We start from the raw sequence: 23,031 nt of genomic DNA on the forward strand, positions 1-23,031 counted from the left end.
GGCTGCGTATCGATGTAAATCGTAAACGCCGAAAAGGGCTGGAACGTGCGTTCCGTCGCGCGATGCGCGCGCGTCGCCGCTCGCGTTTCGCGCGACGCGAACGGCGAATGGCGAGCGGAAATCAGAATGACTCAAAAGCCGGAGTGAAAGAACGCCGCCATGAAACCGCGATTCGCGAGCGTCACGCGCCGCCGCCGCGCTTCCGGTCGCCCCGAACGCCGCGCGCTTTCCCTTCGTCTGCGGCGAGCTTGCGCCACAGTGTCGTCTTGCTGATGCCGAGCATCGCGCACGCGCGATCGCGATCGCCGCCGCATGCGTCGAGCGCGGCGCGGATTTCGTCCGCCTCCGCGCGCCGGCGACGCTGCACGAGCGTTGGACCTTGCGCGGCGCGATCGTTGCCGCCCGCATCGACGTCGCCGTCACCGCCCGTTGCGAACGCATCGGCCGCGAGCACTTCGGGCGCTATCGCACGCAACGTGTCGACGCTCACGGCCACATGGCCGCGCTCGTCCGCATCGGCGAGCTCCACCGCGATCCGCTCGATCACGTTCTGCAATTCGCGCACGTTGCCGGGCCACCGATAGCGCATCAGCGCCGCGTTCGCCGCTTCGAGCGCACGCGCCGCGTCGCGTGCGTCGCGCAATCGCTCGGCGAGCCGCGGCTCGCGGCGCGCGGCTTGCGCCAACAGCGTCGCGGCGAGCGCGGGAATGTCGGCCGCGCGCTTGCGCAGCGGCGGCAGCCCGATGTTCAGGATGTTCAGCCGGTAATACAGATCCGCGCGGAACGCGCCCGCTTCGACGGCCGCGAGGAGCGGCCGGTGCGTCGCCGCGACGACGCGGATGTCGATCGGAATCGGCTCGGTCGAGCCGACGCGCACGACTTCGCGTTCCTGCAGCACGCGCAGCAGCCGGCTTTGCAGCGACGGCGGCATTTCGCCGATCTCGTCGAGGAACAGCGTGCCGCGGTGCGCGGCTTCGAAGAGCCCCGCCTTGCCGCCGCGCCGCGCGCCGGTGAACGCGCCTTCCTCGTAGCCGAACAGCTCACTTTCGAGCAGCGCTTCCGGAAACGCGCCGCAGTTCACCGCGACGAACGGATACTTGCGGCGCGCGGACAGCGCATGCAGGCTCTGCGCGATCATCTCCTTGCCGGTGCCGCTTTCGCCGAGGATCAGCACGGTCGCGTCCGATTTCGCGTAGCGCCGCGCGAGATCGCGCGCGTGCGCGATCGCGGGCGATGCGCCGACGACGTCGTCGAGCCGGTAGCGCGCGGTGAACTGCTGCGCATGCTGATGCGAGCGCAGCGTGCGGTCGAGCCGCTCGACCGCGCGCGATTCCTGGAACGTCAGCACGCTGCCCGGCGCGCCGGCGCTCGCGGCGAGCGGGCCGCGATGAACGACGTAGCGCACGCCGCGCACGGTCGCGAGCGTGTCGCCGTCGGCCGCGCGCAGCGTGCGCAGCTCGGGCGTCAGGTCGTGCAGCGCGCGGCCGACCGCGGTCGACGGCTCAATGCCGAGCGCGAGCGCGAGCCGCTCGTTGATCGCCTCGACGCGGCCCTCGCCGTCGAGCGCGACGACGCCGTCGCGCAGATGCTGCAGCAGGTTGTCGAGGCGCTCGCGGCGCAGCGCTTCGCCGTGCGTCGCGTGCGCGACTTCGAGCGCGGTGTTGACGGCTGCGCGCACCGACGCGTGCGAGTAGAGGAACACCGCGCCCATCCCGACGTTCGCGGCGAGATCGGTGACGAGCCCCGGCCCGACGACGGTCTCGATGCCGCGATCGCGCATCTCGAGCACGCGCGTCTCCGCTTCCTGCGCGGTCTGGTACGACGCGAACGCGACGTCGAGCCCATACGCGGCCGCGAAGCTGCGCACCTCGGGCGGCGTCTCGCCGTAGCTGACGAGCGCGATTCGCGTCGCGTCGCGCCGCGCGCGGGCGAGCGCATGCATCACGTCGAAGCCGGTCGGATTGACGAGCACGACAGGCACGCGCACGCGCGCCTTCAGATAGGTGCCGTTCGAGCCGGCGGCGACGATCGCGTCGGGGCGCCCGGCGCCCGCCGTCGCGAGCGCGGTGATCGCCTCCTCGTAGCCGCGCGCGACGATCCGCAGGTCGGCGCGCTCTTCGTATTCGTCGGCGATGTCGCGAAACAACGCGCGCAGCCGGCTGATGCCGACCGCCCAGACGCGTGGCCGCACGCCGGTTTCAGGCAGGGTGCTCATGCTGAGGGCCGAAAGGCTGAACGAGCGTGGCGCTCGGACGGATGGATGACGATCCGCATTATCGCGCTTGAATTTCAAATATGGAATTTCAATTTCGATATTGCAATCATCCGATGTGAGCGCCGAGCATGGAATGCGCGCAGAATCAGCAAGTTAGCGGCCGGCGAACGACTTGGCCCGGACCTTGCTACTTACGAGCATCTTTCAGGAGGAGTCGATGGGCAACCCACAACTGATCAGCGCCGGCGCGAAATTCCGCGCGGCGGTCGCGGCCGAGCAGCCGCTGCAGGTGGTCGGCGCGATCACCGCGTACGCCGCGAAGATGGCCGAGGCGGTCGGCTTCAAGGCGGTCTATCTGTCGGGCGGCGGCGTCGCCGCGAACTCGCTCGGCATTCCCGATCTCGGCATCAGCACGATGGACGACGTGCTCGTCGATGCGAACCGCATCACCAACGCGACGAACCTGCCGCTTCTCGTCGACATCGATACCGGCTGGGGCGGCGCGTTCAACATCGCGCGCACGATCCGCTCGTTCATCAAGGCGGGCGTCGGCGCGGTGCACCTCGAGGACCAGGTCGGCCAGAAGCGCTGCGGCCACCGTCCGGGCAAGGAATGCGTGCCGACTGGCGAGATGGTCGACCGGATCAAGGCGGCCGTCGACGCGCGCACCGACGAGACCTTCGTGATCATGGCGCGCACCGACGCCGCGGCGGCCGAGGGCATCGATGCGGCGATCGAGCGCGCGATCGCGTACGTCGAGGCGGGCGCGGACATGATCTTCCCCGAAGCGATGAAGACGCTCGATGACTACCGCCGCTTCAAGGAAGCGGTGAAGGTGCCGATCCTCGCGAACCTGACCGAGTTCGGCTCGACGCCGCTCTTCACGATCGACGAGCTGAAGGGCGCGAACGTCGACATCGCGCTGTATTGCTGCGGCGCGTATCGCGCGATGAACAAGGCCGCGCTGAATTTCTACGAGACGGTGCGCCGCGACGGCACGCAGAAGGCCGCCGTGCCGACGATGCAGACGCGCGCGGAGCTTTACGAATATCTCGGCTATTACGCATACGAAGACAAGCTGGACCAGCTTTTCAGCCAAGGCCGGAACTGAAGCACGGATACAAGGATTCAAGGATTCGAACCCAGGAGAGTGTAAGGATGAGCGAGACAAAGGAAGCAACAGCAACGAGCGCCGCGGGCGGTTTCAAGCCGAAGAAGTCGGTCGCGCTGTCGGGCGTCGCGGCGGGCAATACGGCGCTGTGCACGGTCGGCAAGACCGGTAACGATCTGCATTACCGCGGCTACGACATTCTCGATATCGCCGGCTCGAGCGAATTCGAGGAGATCGCGCATCTGCTCGTGCACGAGACGCTGCCGAACGTCACCGAGCTGGCCGCGTACAAGACGAAGCTGCGCGCGATGCGCGGACTGCCCGCGAACGTGAAGGCGGCGCTCGAATGGGTGCCGGCGTCCGCGCATCCGATGGACGTGATGCGCACGGGCGTGTCGGTGCTCGGCACCGTGCTGCCGGAAAAGGACGACCACAACCTGCCGGGCGCGCGCGACATCGCGGACCGGCTGATGGCGTCGCTCGGCTCGATGCTGCTGTACTGGTATCACTATTCGCACAACGGCAAGCGGATCGAGACCGAAACCGACGACGACTCGATCGGCGGCCATTTCCTGCATCTGCTGCACGGCAAGACGCCGTCGAAGTCGTGGGTCGACGCGATGCACACGTCGCTGATCCTGTACGCGGAGCACGAGTTCAACGCGTCGACGTTCGCGGGCCGCGTGATCGCCGGCACGGGCTCCGACATCTACTCGTCGATCACGGGCGCGATCGGCGCGCTGCGCGGGCCGAAGCACGGCGGCGCGAACGAAGTCGCGTACGAGATCCAGAACCGCTACCGGACGCCCGACGAAGCGGAAGCCGACATCCGCCGCCGCGTCGAGAACAAGGAAGTGGTGATCGGCTTCGGCCACCCGGTCTACACGATTTCCGATCCGCGCAACAAGGTGATCAAGGAAGTCGCGCGCAAGCTGTCGAAGGAAGCGGGCGACCCGAAGCTCTTCAACATCGCCGAGCGGCTCGAATCGGTGATGTGGGAGATCAAGAAGATGTTCCCGAACCTCGACTGGTTCAGCGCGGTGTCGTATCACATGATGGGCGTGCCGACCGCGATGTTCACGCCGCTCTTCGTGATCGCGCGGACGTCCGGCTGGAGCGCGCACATCATCGAGCAGCGGATCGACAACAAGATCATCCGCCCGAGCGCGAACTACACCGGCCCGGAAGACCTGAAGTTCGTGCCGATCGAGAAGCGCTGATCGGCGGCATGCGACGGCCGGGCTCGACGCCCGGCCGTTTCGCGACGATCGTTACCCAGTCTGTCCCCACGCAATGAACACTGCCAACCGCAAACCCCTGCCCGGCACGTCGCTCGATTTCTTCGACGCGCGCGCCGCCGTCGACGCGATCAGCCCGGGCGCCTACGATACCCTGCCGTACACGTCGCGCGTGCTCGCCGAGAACCTCGTGCGCCGCTGCGACCCGGCGATCCTCGCCGATTCCCTGAAACAGCTCGTCGAGCGCAAGCGCGAACGCGATTTTCCGTGGTTCCCGGCGCGCGTCGTGTGCCACGACATCCTCGGCCAGACGGCGCTCGTCGATCTCGCCGGCTTGCGCGACGCGATCGCGGAGCGGGGCGGCGATCCGGCGAAGGTGAATCCGGTCGTGCCGGTGCAACTGATCGTCGATCACTCGCTCGCCGTCGAGTGCGGCGGCTTCGATCCGGACGCGTTCAAGAAGAACCGCGCGATCGAGGATCGCCGCAACGAGGACCGCTTTCACTTCATCGAGTGGACGAAGAAGGCGTTCGAGAACGTCGACGTGATCCCGCCCGGCAACGGCATCATGCACCAGATCAATCTGGAGAAGATGTCACCCGTGATCCAGGCGCACGACGGCGTCGCGTATCCGGACACCTGCGTCGGCACCGACAGCCACACGCCGCACGTCGACGCGCTCGGCGTGATCGCGATCGGCGTCGGCGGCCTGGAGGCGGAGAACGTGATGCTCGGCCGCGCGTCGTGGATGCGTCTGCCGGACATCGTCGGCGTCGAGCTGACCGGCAAGCGTCAGCCCGGCATCACCGCGACCGACGTCGTGCTCGCGCTCACGGAATGCCTGCGCCGCGAGAAGGTGGTCGGCGCGTATCTCGAATTCCGCGGCGAGGGTGCGAAGAGCCTCACGCTCGGCGATCGTGCGACGATCTCGAACATGGCGCCCGAATACGGCGCGACGGCCGCGATGTTCTTCATCGACGAGCAGACGATCGGCTACCTGCGCCTGACCGGCCGCAGCGACGAGCAGGTGACGCTCGTCGAGACGTATGCGAAGGCGGCCGGCCTGTGGGCGGACAGCCTGACGCACGCGCAATACGAGCGCACGCTGACGTTCGATCTGTCGTCCGTCGTGCGCAACATGGCCGGCCCGTCGAACCCGCACAAGCGGCTGCCGACCGCCGAGCTCGCCGCGCGCGGCATCGCCGGCCAGTGGGAAGAAACGCCCGGCCGGATGCCGGACGGCGCGGTGATCATCGCCGCGATCACGAGCTGCACGAACACGAGCAACCCGCGCAACGTGATCGCCGCAGCGCTGCTCGCGCGCAACGCGAACGCGCGCGGCCTCGTGCGCAAGCCGTGGGTGAAGAGTTCGCTCGCGCCCGGCTCGAAGGCGGTCGAGCTCTATCTGAAGGAAGCGAACCTGCTGCCCGATCTCGAGAAGCTCGGCTTCGGCATCGTCGCGTTCGCGTGCACGACCTGCAACGGCATGTCCGGCGCGCTCGATCCGGCGATCCAGCAGGAAATCGTCGATCGCGACCTGTACGCGACCGCCGTGCTGTCCGGCAACCGCAACTTCGACGGCCGCATCCACCCGTATGCGAAGCAGGCGTTCCTCGCGTCGCCGCCGCTCGTCGTCGCGTACGCGATCGCGGGCACGATCCGCTTCGACATCGAGAAAGACGCGCTCGGCCACGACCAGGACGGCAAGCCCGTCACGCTGAAGGACATCTGGCCGACCGACGAGGAAATCGATGCGATCGTCGCGTCGAGCGTGAAGCCCGCGCAGTTCCGCGCGGTCTACGAGCCGATGTTCGCGCGCGCGGCCGACGCCGGCGAGCGCGCCGCGCCGCTGTACGACTGGCGGCCGCAGAGCACGTACATCCGCCGTCCGCCGTACTGGGAAGGCGCGCTCGCGGGCGAGCGCACGCTGCAGGGCATGCGTCCGCTCGCCGTGCTCGGCGACAACATCACGACCGATCACCTGTCGCCGTCGAACGCGATCATGGCCAACAGCGCCGCGGGCGAATATCTCGCGAAGATGGGCCTGCCCGAAGAGGACTTCAATTCGTACGCGACGCACCGGGGCGACCATCTGACCGCGCAGCGCGCGACGTTCGCGAACCCGACGCTCGTCAACGAGATGGCGGTCGTCGACGGCGCGGTGAAGAAGGGCTCGCTCGCGCGCGTCGAGCCGGACGGCTTGGTGACGCGGATGTGGGAAGCGATCGAGACCTACATGAACCGCAAGCAGCCGCTGATCGTGATCGCGGGCGCGGACTACGGCCAGGGCTCGTCGCGCGACTGGGCGGCGAAGGGCGTGCGGCTTGCGGGCGTCGAGGCGATCGTCGCCGAAGGGTTCGAGCGGATCCACCGGACGAACCTGATCGGGATGGGCGTGCTGCCGCTCGAGTTCAAGCCGGGCACGAATCGCACGACGCTCGGCATCGACGGCGCCGAGACGTTCGACGTGATCGGCGAGCGCACGCCGCGCGCGGATCTCACGCTCGTGATCCATCGGAAAAACGGCGAGCGCGTCGAGGTGCCGGTCACGTGCCGGCTCGATACGGCAGAGGAAGTGTCGATCTACGACGCGGGCGGCGTGCTGCAGCGCTTTGCGCAGGATTTCCTCGAATCGTCGCAGGCGGCATGACGGCGCGGTGACGCGTCTTTATCGGGCGATGCGGTGACGCATCGCTTCACGGGTCCGTTCGCCGCGCGGGTGATCGGACCCGGGTCACGCGCTTTGCATGGGACCTGAGTGCTTCAGCACTTACTCAGGTCGACATAAGCGCTAAAGCGCCAACTCTGGTCGATACAGGACAACATGAAGATGGCTCACATCCCTCAAATCAAGATTCCCGCGACCTACCTGCGCGGCGGCACCAGCAAGGGCGTGTTCTTCCGGCTGCAGGACTTGCCCGAGGCCGCGCAAGCACCGGGCGCCGCGCGCGACGCGCTGCTCTCGCGCGTGATCGGCAGCCCCGATCCGTACGGCAAGCAGATCGACGGGATGGGCGGCGCGACGTCGAGCACCAGCAAGACGGTGATCGTCGCGAAGAGCGCGCGGCCCGGCCACGACGTCGATTACCTGTTCGGCCAGGTGTCGATAGACAAGCCGTTCGTCGACTGGAGCGGCAATTGCGGCAACCTGTCGGCGGCGGTCGGCCCGTTCGCGATCTCGGGCGGCCTGATCGATCCGGCGCGCGTGCCGGAAAACGGCGTCGCGACCGTGCGGATCTGGCAGGCGAACATCGGCAAGACGATCGTCGCGCACGTTCCGATCACGAGCGGCGCGGTGCAGGAGACGGGCGACTTCGAGCTCGACGGCGTCACGTTCCCGGCGGCCGAAGTGCAGCTCGAATTCATGGATCCGGCTGCCGACGAGGACGGCGCGGGCGGCGCGATGTTCCCGACGGGGAACCTCGTCGACGATCTCGACGTGCCGGGCGTCGGCACGCTGAAGGCGACGATGATCAACGCGGGGATTCCAACGATCTTCGTCGAGGCCGAGGCGATCGGCTATTCCGGCACCGAGCTGCAGGACGCGATCAACGGCGACGCGAAGGCGCTCGCGATGTTCGAGACGATCCGCGCGCACGGCGCGCTGCGGATGGGGCTCATCCAGTCGCTCGACGAGATCGAGACGCGTCAGCACACGCCGAAGGTCGCGTTCGTCGCCAAGCCGGCCGATTATGTCGCGTCGAGCGGCAAGCGCGTCGCGGCCGCCGACGTCGACCTGCTCGTGCGCGCGCTGTCGATGGGCAAGCTGCATCACGCGATGATGGGCACGGCCGCCGTCGCGATCGGCACCGCGGCCGCGATTCCGGGCACGCTCGTGAATCTCGCGGCGGGCGGCGGCGCGCGCGACGCGGTGCGCTTCGGTCATCCGTCGGGCACGCTGCGCGTCGGCGCTCAGGCGAAGCAGGAAGGCGGCGAGTGGGTCGTCACGAAGGCGATCATGAGCCGCAGCGCGCGCGTGCTGATGGAAGGCTGGGTGCGCGTGCCGGGCGACGCGTTCTGACGTTTCGGCGCTTGGACAGGGCGGTGATCGGGCGTTCGGGTGTTTTATCGTGGCGGCATTTCGATAATCCGGCGCTTCGGCGTTTCAACATTCCGACGCCTTGACGCTCCAGGGCTCCAGGGCTCCAAGGCCCAAAGCTCGAAGGCCCAAAGCTCGAAGGCCCCGAAGCTCGAAGGCCCCGAAGCTCCGTGAATCTAGCCGCTCCAAAGCCTCGGCGCGCGGGCGGCCTGCTGTCCGGGCGCCGCAGTGATCTGATGTCTCCGTGATCGGGCATCCCGACGATCGCGCACGGCGGCGATCCGGGATGCCGCCATGCCGCGATGCCGATATCCGGCGCGACCGCTTTGCAATGGCGGATTCGCTGCCGCATCGCGCGACCCGCGCCGCTCACGTCTGCCGAGTCTCCCCCGCTTGCGCCGCCGCGTCATGCGGCCGATGCACGCGTTCCGCCTTCCCGCAAGCGCGGCTTGCCGGCACGCTACGCGTTCTCTTCGACGGCGCCTGTCTCGCGCCCGTCTCCGACCCGATTGATCGTGCCCTGCGCGACCGCGACGAGCCGTTCGTGATCGCCGTCGATCACGAATACGTGGCACTGGCAGGTCGCCTGATTCCGTCCCGCATAAACCAGCTTCGCGCGCGCGATCAGCGTGCCGACGACGGCCGGGCGCAGGTAATTGATCTTGTATTCGGCCGTGACGACGCGCGGCCCGAGCGCAAGCGCGCCGGCGAACGTCAGTGCGTTGTCGGCGAGATAGCTGATGACGCCGCCGTGGACGAAGCCGTACTGCTGCCTGAGCTCGTCGCGGATCGGCAGGCGCAGCGACGCCTCGTCGCCACCGATGTGCACGAGCTCGGTGCCGAGCAGCATGCTGAAGGGTTGCGCGCGCAGGGCGCCGCGCGCGTGATCCACGATGTCGGTCATCGACGTTCCTTCGCTATCGATTGAATTGATACGTTGAACAATGCGGCGCGACGCGCGCGCCGCCGATGCAATCCGGCTCTTTGCGCTCCACTCTAGGAAGGGGGCGCGCGATACGCAAGGAAATTCGTCGTGCCGGCGCACTAGCGGAGGGGTTTGTTCGCCGAATTGCGTCGAAGCTCGGTTTCGGGGGCGACGCGGATGCGCGTTCGAATTCGGCGGCGCCTGACGATGCCGCCGGCGCATCAGGCGCGGCGCGCGGGCGTCGATCGTGGGTCGAGCGGTCGCCACCGGCGCGCCGGCCGTGAGGCAATCGTGAGCCAGTCGTGAGCCAATCGTGACGGGGCATCGAGCGAACGGCGGATCGTCGCCACGCGATCGGCGAGTCGCGCGGCGGGCCGGCGGACCACTACCAGTTTTGGTAGATAGCGAAAGCGCGCAGGCGACCTAACCTTAGTACGCAGACCATTCGACGCATAGCGGAAGCGTCCCGCCGAGCCGGCGGACGCACGGAGACGACCGCGTTACCGCCGTAGAACAACGGCGCGCCGGTTCACAAGGATAACTAATGGCAAATCACGGGCGGCAAGCGGCACGGTGCGTGACACCGTGCCGCCGCATCGCGGAGAACGCGTCGTCCATCGACGAAATTCCCGATCCTGCAGATCCATGACAGCCAGACGCACATCGCCGTTGCAGGAGAGGTCACGGGGCTGTCGGCCGTCGTCCTTTTTCAGGAGGAACAACATGAATCAAGCATCCGGCCATCCGATCACGCCCTACGGCGTCGCGATCCACCAGGCGATCGCCGGCGGCGATCTCGCGCAAATGAAGACGCTGCGCGCGCAGGCACAGGCGCTGCTGAGCCAGCAGGGCAACCTGTCCACCGCGCTCGAGCTGCTCGAGGTCGAGATCGCCAGGCTCGAACAGAAGAAGTAGCCGCGAGTCCGCCGCCGCCGTTCGTCGCTTCGTCATGGCGGCGTTTCAGCGTTTCGTCGTCGTTCAACCACTTGCATCAAGGAGGCTCACATGTCCGAAGATCTTCGCGTCGGTCTTTTTCCGGTTCGCTACAACGTCGGCACCGGGCTGCCCGGCGCGCCGCAGCTCGCGCTCAACCTGGTGGTCGATACGACGGAGCGCAGCGTCGTCGGCACCGCGACCATCTCGCAGGCCGTGAACCCGCCGCTCAACTTCCGCGCCGAAGTCTGGGGCACCTACGTATTCCGGCTCGGCCCGCCGCCGCGCCGCGACGGCCGCGGCGCGATCGTGCAGATTTCGCTGCAGGGCGGCCAGGTCGGCCACGACGCACCGTTCATCACGTTCTATGCCGAGCTGCTGTTGCGCGGCGACGGCAAGTCGGGCGTCGCGTCGTATCGCTACTACTCGAACGGCACCTGGCACGAAGTCGAGAACGTGCCGGTCAAGGCCGATCCGGAAGTCGTGCCGCTCGAGCCCGGACCGGTCATCCTCGAAACGGCGCGAAGCGCGTACGGACCGATGCCGATGTATGCGGCGACGATCCAGTATGCGACCGCGTCCGGCGATCTCGCGCACATGAGGACGCTCGCTTCCTATGCGCGGCAGCAACTGGAAAGCCGCGACGACATCGCGTCCGCGCTGAAGGCGCTCAAGGCGGAAATCGCCAAGCTCGAAAGCCGGCAGTGAGCGGCGCGGCCTTGCATCGACATCGTTCGTTCATCTTCGTGGAGCTAACGCCATGGCTACTACCGGTCTCTTTCCTGTCCAACTCCGTGTCTCGACGCCCAATCTCGGCGCGCCGGTCCTCTGGCTGTATCTGCTCGTGAATGCGGTCGAGAAGACCGTCTCGGGCTTCGCACGCATCACCCAGCCGATCTATCCGCCACCGCATTTCCGTGCGCGCGTCACCGGACAGTTCCATCAAGTGAGGCTGGATCCGCAGTCGCCGCCGTCGATCGCGCTGAGCATCACGGGCAGCCCGACGGGGCCCATCGCGCCGCAGGTGGTGATACTGGAATTCAACGGCCTGCTGAACGACGACTGGCAATCGGGAACGGCGAACTACCGGTACCTGGACGACGGTCGCTGGCATTTGATCGAGCACGCGATCGTGACGAAGGACAACTCGCTGATCCCGCTCGAGCCCGCGCATGAGCACGTGGTGCCGCTGTACGGCGTCGGTCTGCAGGAAGCGCGGGCGTCCGGCGACCTGAGCCGGATGAAGGCGCTCGTGCAGCAGGCGGAGCAGCAGCTTGCCGATCATGACGCGATCGCCGCCGAGCTGTCGAAGCTCGAAGCGGAAATCGCGCGTCTGGAACCGCGCGGCTGAGCCGGAACGGCCGGCGCCGCACGCGTGGGCGCGCCCGTGCGTGCGGCGCCGACTGCGCGACGAGGAGACATCGACATGAGCACAATGGACGCGCGCCCGGCCCGCTACCTGAGCGACAGCGACTATCAACGTTTCGTCCCGGTTCATGCCGTTTGGGAAATCACGCTGGCCTGCGATCTCAAATGCCTGCACTGCGGCTCGCGGGCCGGCCATCGGCGGACGAACGAGCTGAACACCGAGGAATGCCTCGAAGTCATCGAATCGCTCGCGCGGCTCGGTACGCGCGAGGTTTCGCTGATCGGCGGCGAAGCGTACTTGCGCAAGGACTGGACGCAGCTGATTCGCGCGATCCGCTCGCACGGCATGTATTGCGCGATCCAGACGGGCGGCCGCAACCTGACGCCGAAGCGCCTCGCGGAAGCGATCGACGCCGGCCTGAACGGCGTCGGCGTGTCGCTCGACGGGCTCGCGCCGCTGCACGACAAGGTGCGCAACGTGCCGGGCGCGTTCGACCGGGCCGTCGACACGCTGCGGCGCGCGCACGACGCGGGCCTCGCGGTGAGCGTCAACACGCAGATCGGCGCGCAGACGATGGCGGATCTGCCCGCGCTGATGGACACGATCATCGAGCTCGGCGCGACGCATTGGCAGATCCAGCTGACGGTCGCGATGGGCAACGCGGTCGACAACGACGAACTGCTGCTGCAGCCGTATCGGCTGACCGAGCTGATGCCGCTGCTCGCGAAGCTGTATACGGATGGCCTGAGCCGTGGCCTGCTGATGAACGTCGGCAACAACATCGGCTATTACGGCCCGTATGAGCATCTGTGGCGCGGCTTCGGCGACGAACGGGTGCACTGGACGGGCTGCGCGGCCGGCCAGACCGTGATCGCGCTCGAAGCGGACGGCACCGTGAAGGGCTGCCCGTCGCTCGCGACGGTCGGCTTCTCGGGCGGCAACGTGCGCGACTTGTCGCTCGAAGACATCTGGCGCACGAGCGACGGGATCCATTTCGGCCGGCTGCGGTCGGTCGACGATCTGTGGGGCTTCTGCCGGAGCTGCTATTACGCGGACGTGTGCCGCGGCGGCTGCACGTGGACGTCGCACTCGCTGCTCGGCAAGCCGGGCAACAATCCGTACTGCCATTACCGCGTGCTCGAGTTGCAGAAGCAGGGGTTGCGCGAGCGGATCGTGAAGGTCGAGGAGGCCGGTCCCGCGTCGTTCGCGGTGGGCCGCTTCGATCTCGTGACCGAGCGCATCGCGGACGGCGAGCCGGTGTCGAGCATCGTCCGCTCGGGGCAGGTGATCGAGCTCGCGTGGAAGAACAAGGGCAAGCGTTCGCCGGACGTCGGACGCGTGCCGCCGAAGCTGAAGCTCTGCCGCAACTGCGACGGCTACGTGCATGCGAGCGAGCAGACCTGTCCGCACTGCGGCGGCGATATCGACGCGTCGGCGCGGATGCACGAGCAGGAGACGAAACGCCGGCACACGTTGATGAACGATCTCGAGCGCCTGCTGGGCCTGCCGGCGTCGACGTTCGACGGCGCATGACGCGTGCAGGCGCGCCCGGTTTTGTTAGTCGGCGGGCCGCGAGCGACCGGAGAGTCCACACGCCGCGTGCGTGATCGCTCAAGTCCGCCGCCGAAATGCCGCTAAAGCCAAGGTAGTACTTTTTCTTGGCTCTAACGGAAATTCATGTTCAGCAAAATCAAGCTCGCATCCGGCCTGCTCGGCGTGCTCGTCGTGTTCTGCCTGTTTCTGATCGCGGTCGAAGGGCTCGGCTTCTGGTCGCTGTCCGAGTCGCGCCGCAACGTTGACGATCTGTCCAACGTCGCGATCAAGCAGGTCGATGCCGCCTCCTTCGCGACCCAGTACATGCTCGACGCCCGCACCAACCTGTCCCGCGCCAGCACGCGGATGGTGAAGGGCGATCCGATGCCCACCGAGATGCTCCAGCACGTGCGCGACCAGCTCGCGCTCGCCGATCGCGCATACGCCGGCTTCACGGCCGCGCCGACGATCAGCGCCGAGAACACCGATCGCGCGGCCGCGCTCACCGATCGCTACCGCAAGTACCACGCGGCGCTCGTCGATCTCGTGCGATTCCTCGAAACCAACGATATGCAGGCGTTTCTCGATCAGCCGACGCAGGAGATCCAGGACACTTATCTCGGCGAGCTGCGTACGTTCTCGGAATTCAGCAACAAGACGAGCCAGCACGCGCTCGCGATGATCGACACCGGGATGCGGTGGTTCGAGACGGTCGGCGCCGTGCTGCTCGTGCTGATGCTCGCGTGCATCGCGGGGATCTACGTCGTCGCGCGGCGCGCGGTCGTCGCGCCGCTCGCGCAGGCGGGCGTGCACTTCGAACGGATGGCGCAAGGCCGCCTCGACGGGAAGGTGACGCCGCGCGGCGTCCACGAAATCGAGCGCTTGCTGCGCGGGCTCGCCGAGATGCAGGCGAGCGTCGCGGGAACCGTGCGCACCGTGCGCAACGCGTCGAACGCGATCCACCTCGGTGCGGCGGAGATCGCGAGCGGCAACGCGGACCTGTCCGCGCGCACGTCGAGCCAGGCCGCGTCGCTCGAAGAGACGGCGGCGAGCATGGAGGAGCTGACGGCGACCGTGCGGCAGAACAGCGACGGCGCGCGCGCGGCGAGCACGCTTGCCGACGAGGCGCTGCTGGCGACGAAGAACGGCGGCGCGATCGTCGACGACGTGATCGACAAGATGCACGGGATCGCGCGCAGCTCGGGCCGGATCGCCGAGATCATCGCGGTGATCGACGGAATCGCGTTCCAGACCAACATCCTCGCGTTGAACGCGGCCGTCGAGGCGGCGCGCGCGGGCGAGGAAGGGCGCGGCTTCGCGGTCGTCGCGGGCGAAGTCCGCGCGCTTGCGCAGCGCAGCGCGCAGTCGGCGAAGGAGATCAAGGCGCTGATCGAGGAATCGGTCGCGCAGATCGACGGCGGCTCGGAGCTCGTTGAGCGTGCGGGCGAGGCGATGCGCTCGGTGTCGGCGTCGATCGAGCGGGTCGCGCAGACGATGACCGAGATCACGGCCGCGTCGATCGAGCAGAGCGCGGGGATCGAGCAGGTCAACCAGGCCGTCACGCAGATGGAGCAGTTGACGCAGCAGAACGCGGCGCTCGTCGAGGAAGTCGCGGCGGCGGCCGGGTCGCTCAACGAACAGACCGAGCAATTGCAGCAGTCGGTCTCGGTGTTCGAGCTCGGCGACGCGCGCGAACGCCGGCCGGCCGGCGGCGCAGTGCGCGGCGACGCCGCCGAGCCGCAGCTCGCGCGCGCGTAGTCTCGAATGCGCCGGGCGCGCGGCATCGGCAGAACGGGCCGCGCGTCACCCAGCGTCCCGCGCTCGCCTCGCCGTGGCCGCGCTCATGCGGCGCGCTTCGACGTTGCGCCGACGAGCAGCCGCACCGCGACGGCCGCGATGAGCGCGAATGCGCCGCTCACGCACAGCGCGACCGAAAAGCCGCTTGCAAAGCCCGCCGGCGCGAGCCGCGCGAGCGCCGCGCCGATCTGCGGCGGGTGGCCGCGCGTCGCCTGCGCGAGGTCGCCCGCGAGCAGGCTCGACACGAAGTGCGGGGCGAGCGCGCCGAGCAGGTCCGGCGCGTCCGCGACGCGCCGCACGAGCGCTGCGTGGGTTCGCGCGGCGAGCACGGCGCCGAGCACGCCGGCCGCGAGCGCCGAGCCGAACAGCACGCTGCCCGGCGCGTCGATGCGCTTCGCGTGCGGATCGCGCGATTCGTCGATCGTCGCGCAAACGGCCGCGGCAAGCGCGATGCACACCGGCAGGTTCAGCAGGAAGATCCAGCGCCAGCCGACCCATTGCGCGATCCCCATGCACATCCCCCAGATCGCCCATGCGCGCGCGGCCGGGCGCGCTCGTCGCGGTGCTCGCGTATCTGTCGGTCAGCGGATTCGTCGCGGTCGTGCCGCAGGCGCTCGTCGGCTGCATCGCACTGCCGGGCGTCGCATATCGGCCGATCGAAGGCAAGCCGATTCCGTCGGAAGTGGCGCTCGCGTATCGCAAGCACGAGAAGGCGCCCGCCGTGCGCGCGTTCGTGCGGTACGTGCGGCAGGTTACGCGCTTTAGAGGGCGGCCGCGCACGCATTGTGCGTCACGCGTCCGCTGGCAACGACGCGTACGCGGTCGCGAGGTGATACGGCGTCGTCGACGGCATGTCCGCGCGCGCCACGCCGCCCTGCGCGGTCTTGCATTCGTACCAGCCGCGCGGATGCAGGAACCGTTCGCTGAAGCGCGCGATCTGCCGGGCGAGCGCGTCCGGCTCGCCGCCGTGCGTCGCGAGCGCGCGCAGATATTCGGTTTGCGCCCAGATCCGCTGCGTGCCGTCGATGCATGCGCCGTGCGCGTCGGTCGCCGCGCAGACGCCGCCCGTGTCCGGATCGATGCCGTGCCGCTGCGCGAACGCATAGGCGCGTGCGAGCGCGTCGGGCAGGCCCGTCGCCGCGAGCCGTGCGCCCGCTGCGCTGACGAGATAGAACCATTCGAACTGATGCCCCGGCTCGAAGCGGTTGTCGGCGCTGCCGAGCGGCAGCTCCGCGACGCAGCCGATGCGCGTATCGACGAACGTGCGCTCGACCGCCTGTGCGGTGCGCAGCAGCGCGTCGTCGAACGCGGTGTCGCCGAACGCGCGGCTCGCCGCGAGCCAGCCTTCCGTCAGGTGCATCAGCGGATTCTGCAGCGGGCCGCCGGCCGTCGCGGCGAAGTCCTCACTGCGGGCCGAGTCGAGGAGCGCGTTGCCGGGCTGCGGCGCGAAGCGCTCGCCGATCAGCGCCGCCGTGCGTTGCGCGACGTCGCGCGCGTCGCGATTGCCGAACGCCGCGAAATATTCCGCGCACGCGAACACGACGAACGCGTGCGTATACAGATCCTTCGTGCGGTCGAGCGGCGCGCCTTGCGCGTCGACGCTGTAAAACCAGCCGTCGTGGCGAAGATCGCGGAAGTGGCGGCACAATGCGGCAAAGAGCGCGTGCGCGTGGTCGGCGTCGCCCGCCTGCGAGAACACGAATAGCTGGCGCGCGCACGCCATCGCGCGATAGCGGGTGACGGGCAACGGCGCGTACGTGTCCGGCGCGACGGCCTCGAACGGCAGTTGCAGCGCCTGGTTGAAGCCGGGTCCGCGCCAGAGCGGCAAGACGATATGCGCGAAATGGCGGCGCAATTGAGCGGCCTGATCGGAAACGGAGACGTGGGCGGACATGACGAATGACGACGCGGTTGGCATTGAAATGACGCGGCACCGGACGCGCGGGCCGAGCGGCAAGGATAAAGCATGCGGCCCGCCGCCGTCGAAAAAAGGAGAGTACGGATGCTGAACAACGTCGAACTCATCATGCGGCTGATTCTCGCGGCGGCGCTCGGCAGCGTCATCGGCGTCGAGCGCGAGCGCCTGTCGTGGGCGGCGGGGCTGCGCACGCACATGCTCGTGTGCGTCGGCTCGGCGCTCATCATGATCGTGTCGGCGTTCGGCTTCGCGGACGTGCTCGGCCAGGCGCACGTCGATCTCGATCCGTCGCGGATGGCCGCGCAGGTCGTGTCGGGCATCGGCTTTCTCGGCGCGGGGTCGATCCTGCTGCGCGGCGAGATCGTCCGCGGGCTGACGACGGCGGCGAGCCTGTGGTCGGTCGCGGCCGTCGGGCTCGCGGTGGGCGGCGGGCTGTACGCGGCGGCGATCGCGGCGACGATCATCATCCTCGTCATCCTCGCCGGCATCAAGCCGCTCGAGCGCCGCTATCTGACCGTGCGCCAGCGCCGCCGTCTCGTGCTGCTGGTCGAGCGCGGCACGCTGACGTTCGATTCGGCGCACGCGGCGCTCGGCGTCGACAGTGCGCGCATCAAGCGCTTCATCGTCCAGCAGAGCGAGGACGCGGAAGACAGCGACGAAGTGACGATCGCGCTCGGCCGCGTGTCGGACGTCGAATACGAGAGCATTTGCGCTCGGCTGCGGCAATTGCCGGGCGTGAAGGGTTTTACCGAGCAGAAGAGCGGCTTGCCGGACGATTAAGCTACGGGATCGCCGGGCGGGCATGAGACAATGCCGCCTTCCCGAAATTGTTCGCCGCATTGTCCGGCGCGCGTGCGGCGCGCCGCAGCACGACCTATGACCGATTCCGCAGCATTCCCACGTACTCGTTCTTCCCGATCGTCCCTGTCCAAGCGCCGGTCGCGCGCCGCGGCGGCGGGCGGCGGCCGTGTGCAGTCGCGCGCCGCGGCCGGGCCCGGCCGCGATGCGACGGTGAGCGAAGCGTCCCGCGACGAGCACACGCTCGATCTGTTCGGCGGCAGCGCCGCGAGAGAAGCGAAGCCGACCGCCAAGGCGGAAAGCGCGCGCAGCGCGCGTGCGACGGCGCGCGGCGGCGAACTGGTGGGCGAACAGGCCGATCTGCTGAGCGGATTCGCGGAAGATTCGGCCGCGCGCGCACAAGGCGGGGCCGACGAGCGTTCTGCTGCCGACGCGGCTGGCATGCGCGCGCAAGATACGGCTTCGGTGGGTGAATCCGCGAGCGCGCCGGCGAGTTCCGTCGAGTCCGCATCGGCCGATGCGGGTTCGGGGCGGCGCGATACATCTGCCGTCCAGGCCGCCGAGCCGGCGACGGCGAAGTCCGGCGCCGACGATGCGACGGCAGCCAGTCCGACCGATTCGCGCCGTTCGTCTTCGCGTCGCGCGGAGAGCAAGAAGCAGGCGGCCCAGCGCGGCGCGCATCGAGGTTCGGCATCGCAGGGCGATGCAACGCGGGGCCAAGCGGCTCGAGGTCAAACCGCCCAGGGCGAAGCGGCGCACGACCAAACGCCCGAGAACCCGGCGCGTCAAAGTTCCGCCGACGAAGCTCGCTCGGCCGAAGCTCCAGCAGCCCAGGATACGGCGAACATCGGGCCGACGAACTCGACTCGAGCCGATCCGAATCAAGCGAATCCGGAGTCGACATCGCCGGTCGCGATTCGCGCAGCGGCCGTCCCGGAGCGCCGCGACGCTGGCGCGTCGGCCGACACGCCAGCGGAATCGCCGAAAACGCCGCACACGAGCGGCAACGCGACGCCGGGCGCGGTCTTGTCCTCGACGCCCAGCGGCACCGGCGGCGGTAACGTTACCGCCGCGCCGGCTCAGTCGACGCCATCCGCCGCGTCACCGACGTCGTTCCCGGCGTCGGCATCCCCTGCCCACGAGCGTCAGGCGGCGGCGCCGTCGAATGCGCCCGCAGCGCTGGTCGAACTCGACGCCCACCTGCGTCCGCTCGCCGACCGAATCCGCGCGCTGCAATCCGAAACGGTCGATCTGCGCCGGGCGGCCGATACGGAAATGCGCCGCGTCAACCGCTTGCTGCTCGCGCTCGGGGTGGTCGTGCTGATGGCGATCGTCGCGCTGGTCGTGCAGGCGATGCAGTTGTCGCGACAGCGAGACGAATCTGCTGCACTGCAACAACGCATCGACCGGCTCGTCGCCGTGCAGGCGACCCAGGAGGCGACCGTCGCGACGCTGTCTCAGCGCCAGGACGAACTCGGTGCGCAGGTGGATCGTTTGACGAGCCGTCTCTCCAGCCCCGCGACGTCTGTCAAACGGCCGCGCAGGGGCCGCGGGCACTGAGAAAAAAGGGACGGTTGGCGGCTGCGGCGAGAGGTTGCACATGTGTTGCCGAGCCGCAACGAACCGGTTCCATTCGCGCCTGAAAAGCTCGGTCCGCGAAGATATTGTTGCGACGCACTATCTGTGTTTAGGGAAAACCCTTAGAATGCGTTTTAGGTGAAAACCCTAATCCTTCGCTGACAGGAGTCGCAAATGAGCCTCATCTTCGCGCTGCTTCAAAAGATCGAAGATCTCTTCACGTCGCCGCATCTGCCGCTCGACGCCGAATATTCGTACGAAGCCCGCCACGCCGAAGCGGAGCGTGTGCGCAAGTCGCACGTCGCGCAGGTCGGCCTGATCCGTCGCTGATGCGTTCCGCCCGGTGCGGGTGCGCCGGGAGCGTCGCGGTTTCGTTCGTCTGCCGGCGAATGAGTAGCCGTATCTGACGGAACGACGGACCGCCGCTGCAAGCTCGACGAGCGCGGGCAGTTGCAACAAATTCGGAACACCGCCGACAGGCCGAGAGCCGTCGGCACCGCGCGCGATTGCGCCGGTCGGCATCGACGAGCATCGTTCGCCGCGGCCGTTGCCGATTGGATGGCGCGTTGCGCTATCGCGCGAGGTGATCGAGCGGCCGTGCGGCGGCGACCGCCGCCAGGGCGCAAAGGCAGTGGCGGCCCGTTTTGTCGCGCGCCGCTTCGTCAGTCGCGACAAGGGTGGAGCGCCGCTTCGCCGCGATAGACGCTGATCGCCATGACGATCGAAGCCAGGCTGCACACCACGCCGGAGACGAACACGGCCGACGTACCGGCGAATTTCGCAATGACGCCGGCGAGCGGCGCCGACAGGCCGATCGCGATGTCGAAGCATGCATCGTAGAAGCCGATCGCCATGCCGAAGTCGTGCTGCGAAATGCCGCGAATCGCAACGAGCGCGAGCAGCGGATAGATCATCGACACGCCGAAGCCGCTCAGCGCGGCGCCGAGAATCGACATTGACGGACTCGTCGACTGCCAGATCAGCAACTGTCCGACTGCTTCGATCGACAGCATCCACACCGCCATCGCTGGCGAGTTGTTCCTGTCCGCGCCAGAGCCGAGCAGCAGGCGCGCGCTCACGAAGCCGACCCCGAATGCGGACAGCGCATATTCCGCGCCCGACCAGCCTTTTTCCATATACGCGATCGCGACGAAAGACGTGACCGTCACGTATCCGACGGTCGCGAGCCCGAATACCAGGCCCGGCCGCCAGATCTCCCTGATCGTCTCCAGCGCGCTGCCCTTGTGATCGGCGGGCGCGGCCAGATGCGCGTTCTGCAGCCGCATCGCGATGAACAGGCCGACTAGCGGGACGATCGCGGTCGCGAGCGCGACGATCCTGAAGCCGAACATTTCATTGAGCGCGGCGGCGAGCGCTGCTCCGGCCGAAATGCCGGCGAACATCGCGATGCCGATCCACGACAGCGCCTTGCCCGCGTTGTCCGCGCCGAATAGGCCGATCGGCCAGGTGCTGCCGCCCGTGAACAGCAGGCCTTGCGCGAAGCCCATCGCGATCCGGCCGACGACGATGAGCGCGAGGCCGAGTGCCGGAACCGACGCGAATTCGCTGCCGACGAAGTAAAACGCACCGGATGCGAAGCTGCCGAGCAGACCGATCAGCATGGCGATCTTCGGGCCTTTGCGGTCGGCGGTGACGCCGGCGAAGTGTCGCGTGAGCAGCGTCGCGACGGATTCGACGCCCATCACGAGCCCGACGACCGTCATTCCGTATCCTAATTTCGCGTTGACGAAGGCGGGGACCGAGCCGAGCGGCATGCCCATCGCCATCAGGCCGAGAAAGACGACGACTGCTATCGGAACGAAGCGGCCCGCGCGGGCCGATTGCACTGCAACACGCTTGATCATCGATGTTTCTGTCAAAAAAGCGTCAAGAAAAGACTCGCGGTAAGCGATTGCTTTCTCCAAACGGACGTGTTGCGCAATGTCATTGTTTTCGATCCGGAGCTCGGCATCCGGCTCCCGACGGATTCTATTCGCGGCGCCGAATTTCTTCAGACGGTCGATGCGCTTGAGCGAATGCGGTCAGCGCGGCGGCCGATTCTTCGTTCTCGAGGCCGCCGGACGGGGGGCGAGCGCGATGACGCGGAACCGAGCGAGAAGCGAGTCGAGCACGGAGAGCGGGACAGGACGGACGACCGGATGGCGTGCGGCGGCCGGCGAAACCGTCGTCGTCGCAATGGGCGCCAAATGATCGGAAGCGGACCGTGAGCCGGCCGCGCACGAATATGGATGCGATTCCCGGAACCGCTCGAACCGCCGAGCACGAACCTCGGCATCCGGCGATCCGCAAGCGAATTCCGATTCGCGCAACCGCGCGTCGCCCACTACACTGGGTGATATCCCGGCTGCTTCGAACAGGTGTGGCATGCTACAGATGCGTCCGATGACCCAGACGGAATTCCGCGAATACCGCGCGCACGCCGCGCGCAGCTATGCGCGCGATCTGATCGAGTCCGGCCAGAGCGAGCCGGACGAAGCCGACGAGCGCGCGCTCGCCTGCATCGACACGCTGCTGCCCGACGGGCTCCTCACCGACGATCAGGTGCTGCTGACGCTGAGCGAATCCGGCGACGGCGTCGTGCTCGGCCACCTCTGGTACGGCGTCGTCGCGGAAGGACCGCATCGGACGCTCTTCATCTACGACCTCGAAATCGAGCCCGCCTTTCGCCGCCAGGGCTGGGCGACGCGCGTGCTGCAGGCACTCGAGGACGACGCGCGGCAACTGCACGTGAGCGAGATCGGCTTGTCGGTGTTCAATCACAACGCGGCTGCGCTCGCGCTGTATCTCGAGCTGGGTTTCGTCGCTGCGACGACGACGCTCGTCAAGTCGATCGAGCCGCTTTGATCTTGCGGTCGTGCTGCCGCTGCGAGCACGGCGGTGCGTCGCGGCTGCGACAGGCGGTCTTCACATCGATGCGGATTTGCGTATCGTTGCGACGCGCACGACGAAGACACGCGGTGTCGCACGTGTTCAAGCCTGTCCGTTATTCGCGTTCATTCTGGCTCTTTGAGCCGCTTGTCGCGCTGACATCGCGATAGCGGGAGCTGTTTCGCCTTCAGCACCTTCACGATCCGCCGTTCCTGCTTGTCGGTGATCACGGTGAGGCAAGCGCATCCGTAGCCGTGCGGGCCGTTGGTTTCGACATATTGCTTGCCCGACATGTCGGGAATCAGGTCCATCCCGTCGGCCTCGGGGCCGCCCATCGTGCTGAGCGTCCATGAGCCGGTGCGGTCGGTGAGCCACCAGTTCGCGGGCGTCGGGTTCTCGAGCCAGCCGCATCGGATTTCGGCCGCGTGCGCGTGCTGGACCCCGAATGCGAGGGCGAGCGCGGCGAGCAGATGGCTTCCGCTGCGGCGTGAGGGCGAAGCCGTTGCGGTCGCTCGCGCGCGCTTTGCGTGGCGGCGGGTGAGGGATAGGGTCATGCTGCGTGATGGGCGGCGCGTTCGTCCGTCGCTGTCGTCCTGTCGATGCGGGCAGTCTAACGCAGTCGAGCACGCGGGCGTGTCGCGATTTGTCGCGCACCGTCGTCGCGCACGGCCCGCAGCCCGCGGCGTGC

Annotated in this window: 18 protein-coding genes and 2 pseudogenes; 14 read left to right on the top strand and 6 right to left on the bottom strand. The window is 67.9% G+C overall.

The genetic code is table 11. From position 1 onward, the window contains the following. Nucleotides 1–181 precede the first annotated feature (181 nt). The gene (gene prpR / locus WS69_RS05775) at nucleotides 182–2,215 is read right to left on the bottom strand and encodes a propionate catabolism operon regulatory protein PrpR (RefSeq protein WP_059469838.1); all 2,034 of its coding nucleotides are present in this window, start codon (nucleotides 2,213–2,215) and stop codon (nucleotides 182–184) included. Nucleotides 2,216–2,432: 217 nt separating this feature from the next. Here prpR and prpB point away from each other — a divergent pair, with 217 nt between their 5' ends. The 4 genes from prpB to prpF all read left to right on the top strand — a co-directional run bounded on the left by prpB (nucleotide 2,433) and on the right by prpF (nucleotide 8,585). Further along, entirely contained in the window at nucleotides 2,433–3,326 is an 894-nt protein-coding gene (prpB, locus tag WS69_RS05780) for a methylisocitrate lyase (RefSeq protein WP_059469839.1), read from the top strand. 47 nt (nucleotides 3,327–3,373) lie between these two features. Beyond that, complete coding sequence (prpC, locus tag WS69_RS05785; protein WP_059469840.1) at nucleotides 3,374–4,546, top strand: bifunctional 2-methylcitrate synthase/citrate synthase; 1,173 nt, start codon at nucleotides 3,374–3,376, stop codon at nucleotides 4,544–4,546. 73 nt (nucleotides 4,547–4,619) lie between these two features. After that, the gene (gene acnD, locus WS69_RS05790; protein ID WP_059469841.1) at nucleotides 4,620–7,214 is read left to right on the top strand and encodes a Fe/S-dependent 2-methylisocitrate dehydratase AcnD; all 2,595 of its coding nucleotides are present in this window, start codon (nucleotides 4,620–4,622) and stop codon (nucleotides 7,212–7,214) included. A gap of 180 nt (nucleotides 7,215–7,394) precedes the next feature. Continuing rightward, entirely contained in the window at nucleotides 7,395–8,585 is a 1,191-nt protein-coding gene (prpF, locus tag WS69_RS05795; RefSeq protein ID WP_059469910.1) for a 2-methylaconitate cis-trans isomerase PrpF, read from the top strand. A 478-nt stretch (nucleotides 8,586–9,063) separates the two neighbouring features. Here prpF and WS69_RS05800 read toward each other — a convergent pair whose 3' ends face one another. Next, on the bottom strand, nucleotides 9,064–9,507 hold the full coding sequence (locus tag WS69_RS05800; RefSeq protein ID WP_059469842.1) for a PaaI family thioesterase: 444 nt from the start codon (nucleotides 9,505–9,507) through the stop codon (nucleotides 9,064–9,066). 744 nt (nucleotides 9,508–10,251) lie between these two features. Here WS69_RS05800 and WS69_RS05805 point away from each other — a divergent pair. The 5 genes from WS69_RS05805 to WS69_RS05825 all read left to right on the top strand — a co-directional run bounded on the left by WS69_RS05805 (nucleotide 10,252) and on the right by WS69_RS05825 (nucleotide 15,121). Then, nucleotides 10,252–10,443 carry a DUF1843 domain-containing protein gene (locus tag WS69_RS05805; protein ID WP_010117815.1) on the top strand — a complete coding sequence of 64 codons (192 nt, stop codon included), beginning with the start codon at nucleotides 10,252–10,254 and terminating at the stop codon, nucleotides 10,441–10,443. 90 nt (nucleotides 10,444–10,533) lie between these two features. Beyond that, the gene (locus WS69_RS05810; RefSeq protein WP_059469843.1) at nucleotides 10,534–11,169 is read left to right on the top strand and encodes a DUF1842 domain-containing protein; all 636 of its coding nucleotides are present in this window, start codon (nucleotides 10,534–10,536) and stop codon (nucleotides 11,167–11,169) included. 52 nt (nucleotides 11,170–11,221) lie between these two features. Next, the gene (locus WS69_RS05815) at nucleotides 11,222–11,812 is read left to right on the top strand and encodes a DUF1842 domain-containing protein (RefSeq protein ID WP_059469844.1); all 591 of its coding nucleotides are present in this window, start codon (nucleotides 11,222–11,224) and stop codon (nucleotides 11,810–11,812) included. Between the two features lie 75 nt (nucleotides 11,813–11,887). After that, nucleotides 11,888–13,363, top strand: a complete 1,476-nt coding sequence (locus WS69_RS05820; RefSeq protein ID WP_059469845.1) for a GDL motif peptide-associated radical SAM/SPASM maturase — start codon at nucleotides 11,888–11,890, stop codon at nucleotides 13,361–13,363. 144 nt (nucleotides 13,364–13,507) lie between these two features. Next, the gene (locus WS69_RS05825; RefSeq protein WP_059469846.1) at nucleotides 13,508–15,121 is read left to right on the top strand and encodes a methyl-accepting chemotaxis protein; all 1,614 of its coding nucleotides are present in this window, start codon (nucleotides 13,508–13,510) and stop codon (nucleotides 15,119–15,121) included. Nucleotides 15,122–15,204: 83 nt separating this feature from the next. On the opposite strand, the pseudogene WS69_RS05830 reads toward WS69_RS05825, so the two are convergent. Further along, nucleotides 15,205–15,711, bottom strand: a pseudogene (locus WS69_RS05830) (hypothetical protein); the annotation flags it as partial. On the opposite strand from WS69_RS05830, the pseudogene WS69_RS30230 reads away from it, so the two are divergent. Continuing rightward, nucleotides 15,699–15,911 (top strand): annotated as a pseudogene (locus WS69_RS30230) (LysR substrate-binding domain-containing protein); the annotation flags it as partial. The pseudogenes WS69_RS05830 and WS69_RS30230 overlap by 13 nt on opposite strands. A 39-nt stretch (nucleotides 15,912–15,950) precedes the next feature. On the opposite strand, the gene WS69_RS05835 reads toward WS69_RS30230, so the two are convergent. After that, a complete protein-coding gene (locus tag WS69_RS05835) occupies nucleotides 15,951–17,054 on the bottom strand; it encodes an AGE family epimerase/isomerase (RefSeq protein ID WP_059469848.1) in 1,104 nt (367 codons plus the stop codon). A gap of 108 nt (nucleotides 17,055–17,162) precedes the next feature. Between WS69_RS05835 and WS69_RS05840 the strand changes: the two genes are divergently transcribed. The 3 genes from WS69_RS05840 (at nucleotide 17,163) to WS69_RS34015 (ending at nucleotide 19,784) form a co-directional block, all read left to right on the top strand. Further along, on the top strand, nucleotides 17,163–17,858 hold the full coding sequence (locus WS69_RS05840; protein WP_059469849.1) for an MgtC/SapB family protein: 696 nt from the start codon (nucleotides 17,163–17,165) through the stop codon (nucleotides 17,856–17,858). A gap of 72 nt (nucleotides 17,859–17,930) precedes the next feature. Continuing rightward, nucleotides 17,931–19,436, top strand: a complete 1,506-nt coding sequence (locus tag WS69_RS05845; protein ID WP_082715978.1) for a hypothetical protein — start codon at nucleotides 17,931–17,933, stop codon at nucleotides 19,434–19,436. Between the two features lie 192 nt (nucleotides 19,437–19,628). After that, a complete protein-coding gene (locus tag WS69_RS34015; RefSeq protein ID WP_197419210.1) occupies nucleotides 19,629–19,784 on the top strand; it encodes a hypothetical protein in 156 nt (51 codons plus the stop codon). 332 nt (nucleotides 19,785–20,116) lie between these two features. Here the strand turns inward: WS69_RS34015 and WS69_RS05850 are convergent, their stop codons facing one another. Next, on the bottom strand, nucleotides 20,117–21,319 hold the full coding sequence (locus WS69_RS05850) for an MFS transporter (protein WP_059469851.1): 1,203 nt from the start codon (nucleotides 21,317–21,319) through the stop codon (nucleotides 20,117–20,119). A gap of 520 nt (nucleotides 21,320–21,839) precedes the next feature. Here WS69_RS05850 and WS69_RS05855 point away from each other — a divergent pair. Then, nucleotides 21,840–22,319 (top strand): GNAT family N-acetyltransferase, encoded by a 480-nt coding sequence (locus WS69_RS05855; RefSeq protein ID WP_059469852.1) that lies wholly within the window; start codon nucleotides 21,840–21,842, stop codon nucleotides 22,317–22,319. A gap of 149 nt (nucleotides 22,320–22,468) precedes the next feature. Here the strand turns inward: WS69_RS05855 and WS69_RS05860 are convergent, their stop codons facing one another. Beyond that, nucleotides 22,469–22,897, bottom strand: coding sequence for a DUF4087 domain-containing protein (locus WS69_RS05860; RefSeq protein ID WP_059469853.1), 429 nt, complete (start codon nucleotides 22,895–22,897; stop codon nucleotides 22,469–22,471). Nucleotides 22,898–23,031 lie beyond the last annotated feature (134 nt).

Origin of the sequence: Burkholderia sp. BDU5, assembly GCF_001522845.1 — a bacterium.
In the GTDB taxonomy this organism is placed as follows: Bacteria; Pseudomonadota; Gammaproteobacteria; order Burkholderiales; family Burkholderiaceae; genus Burkholderia; species Burkholderia mayonis.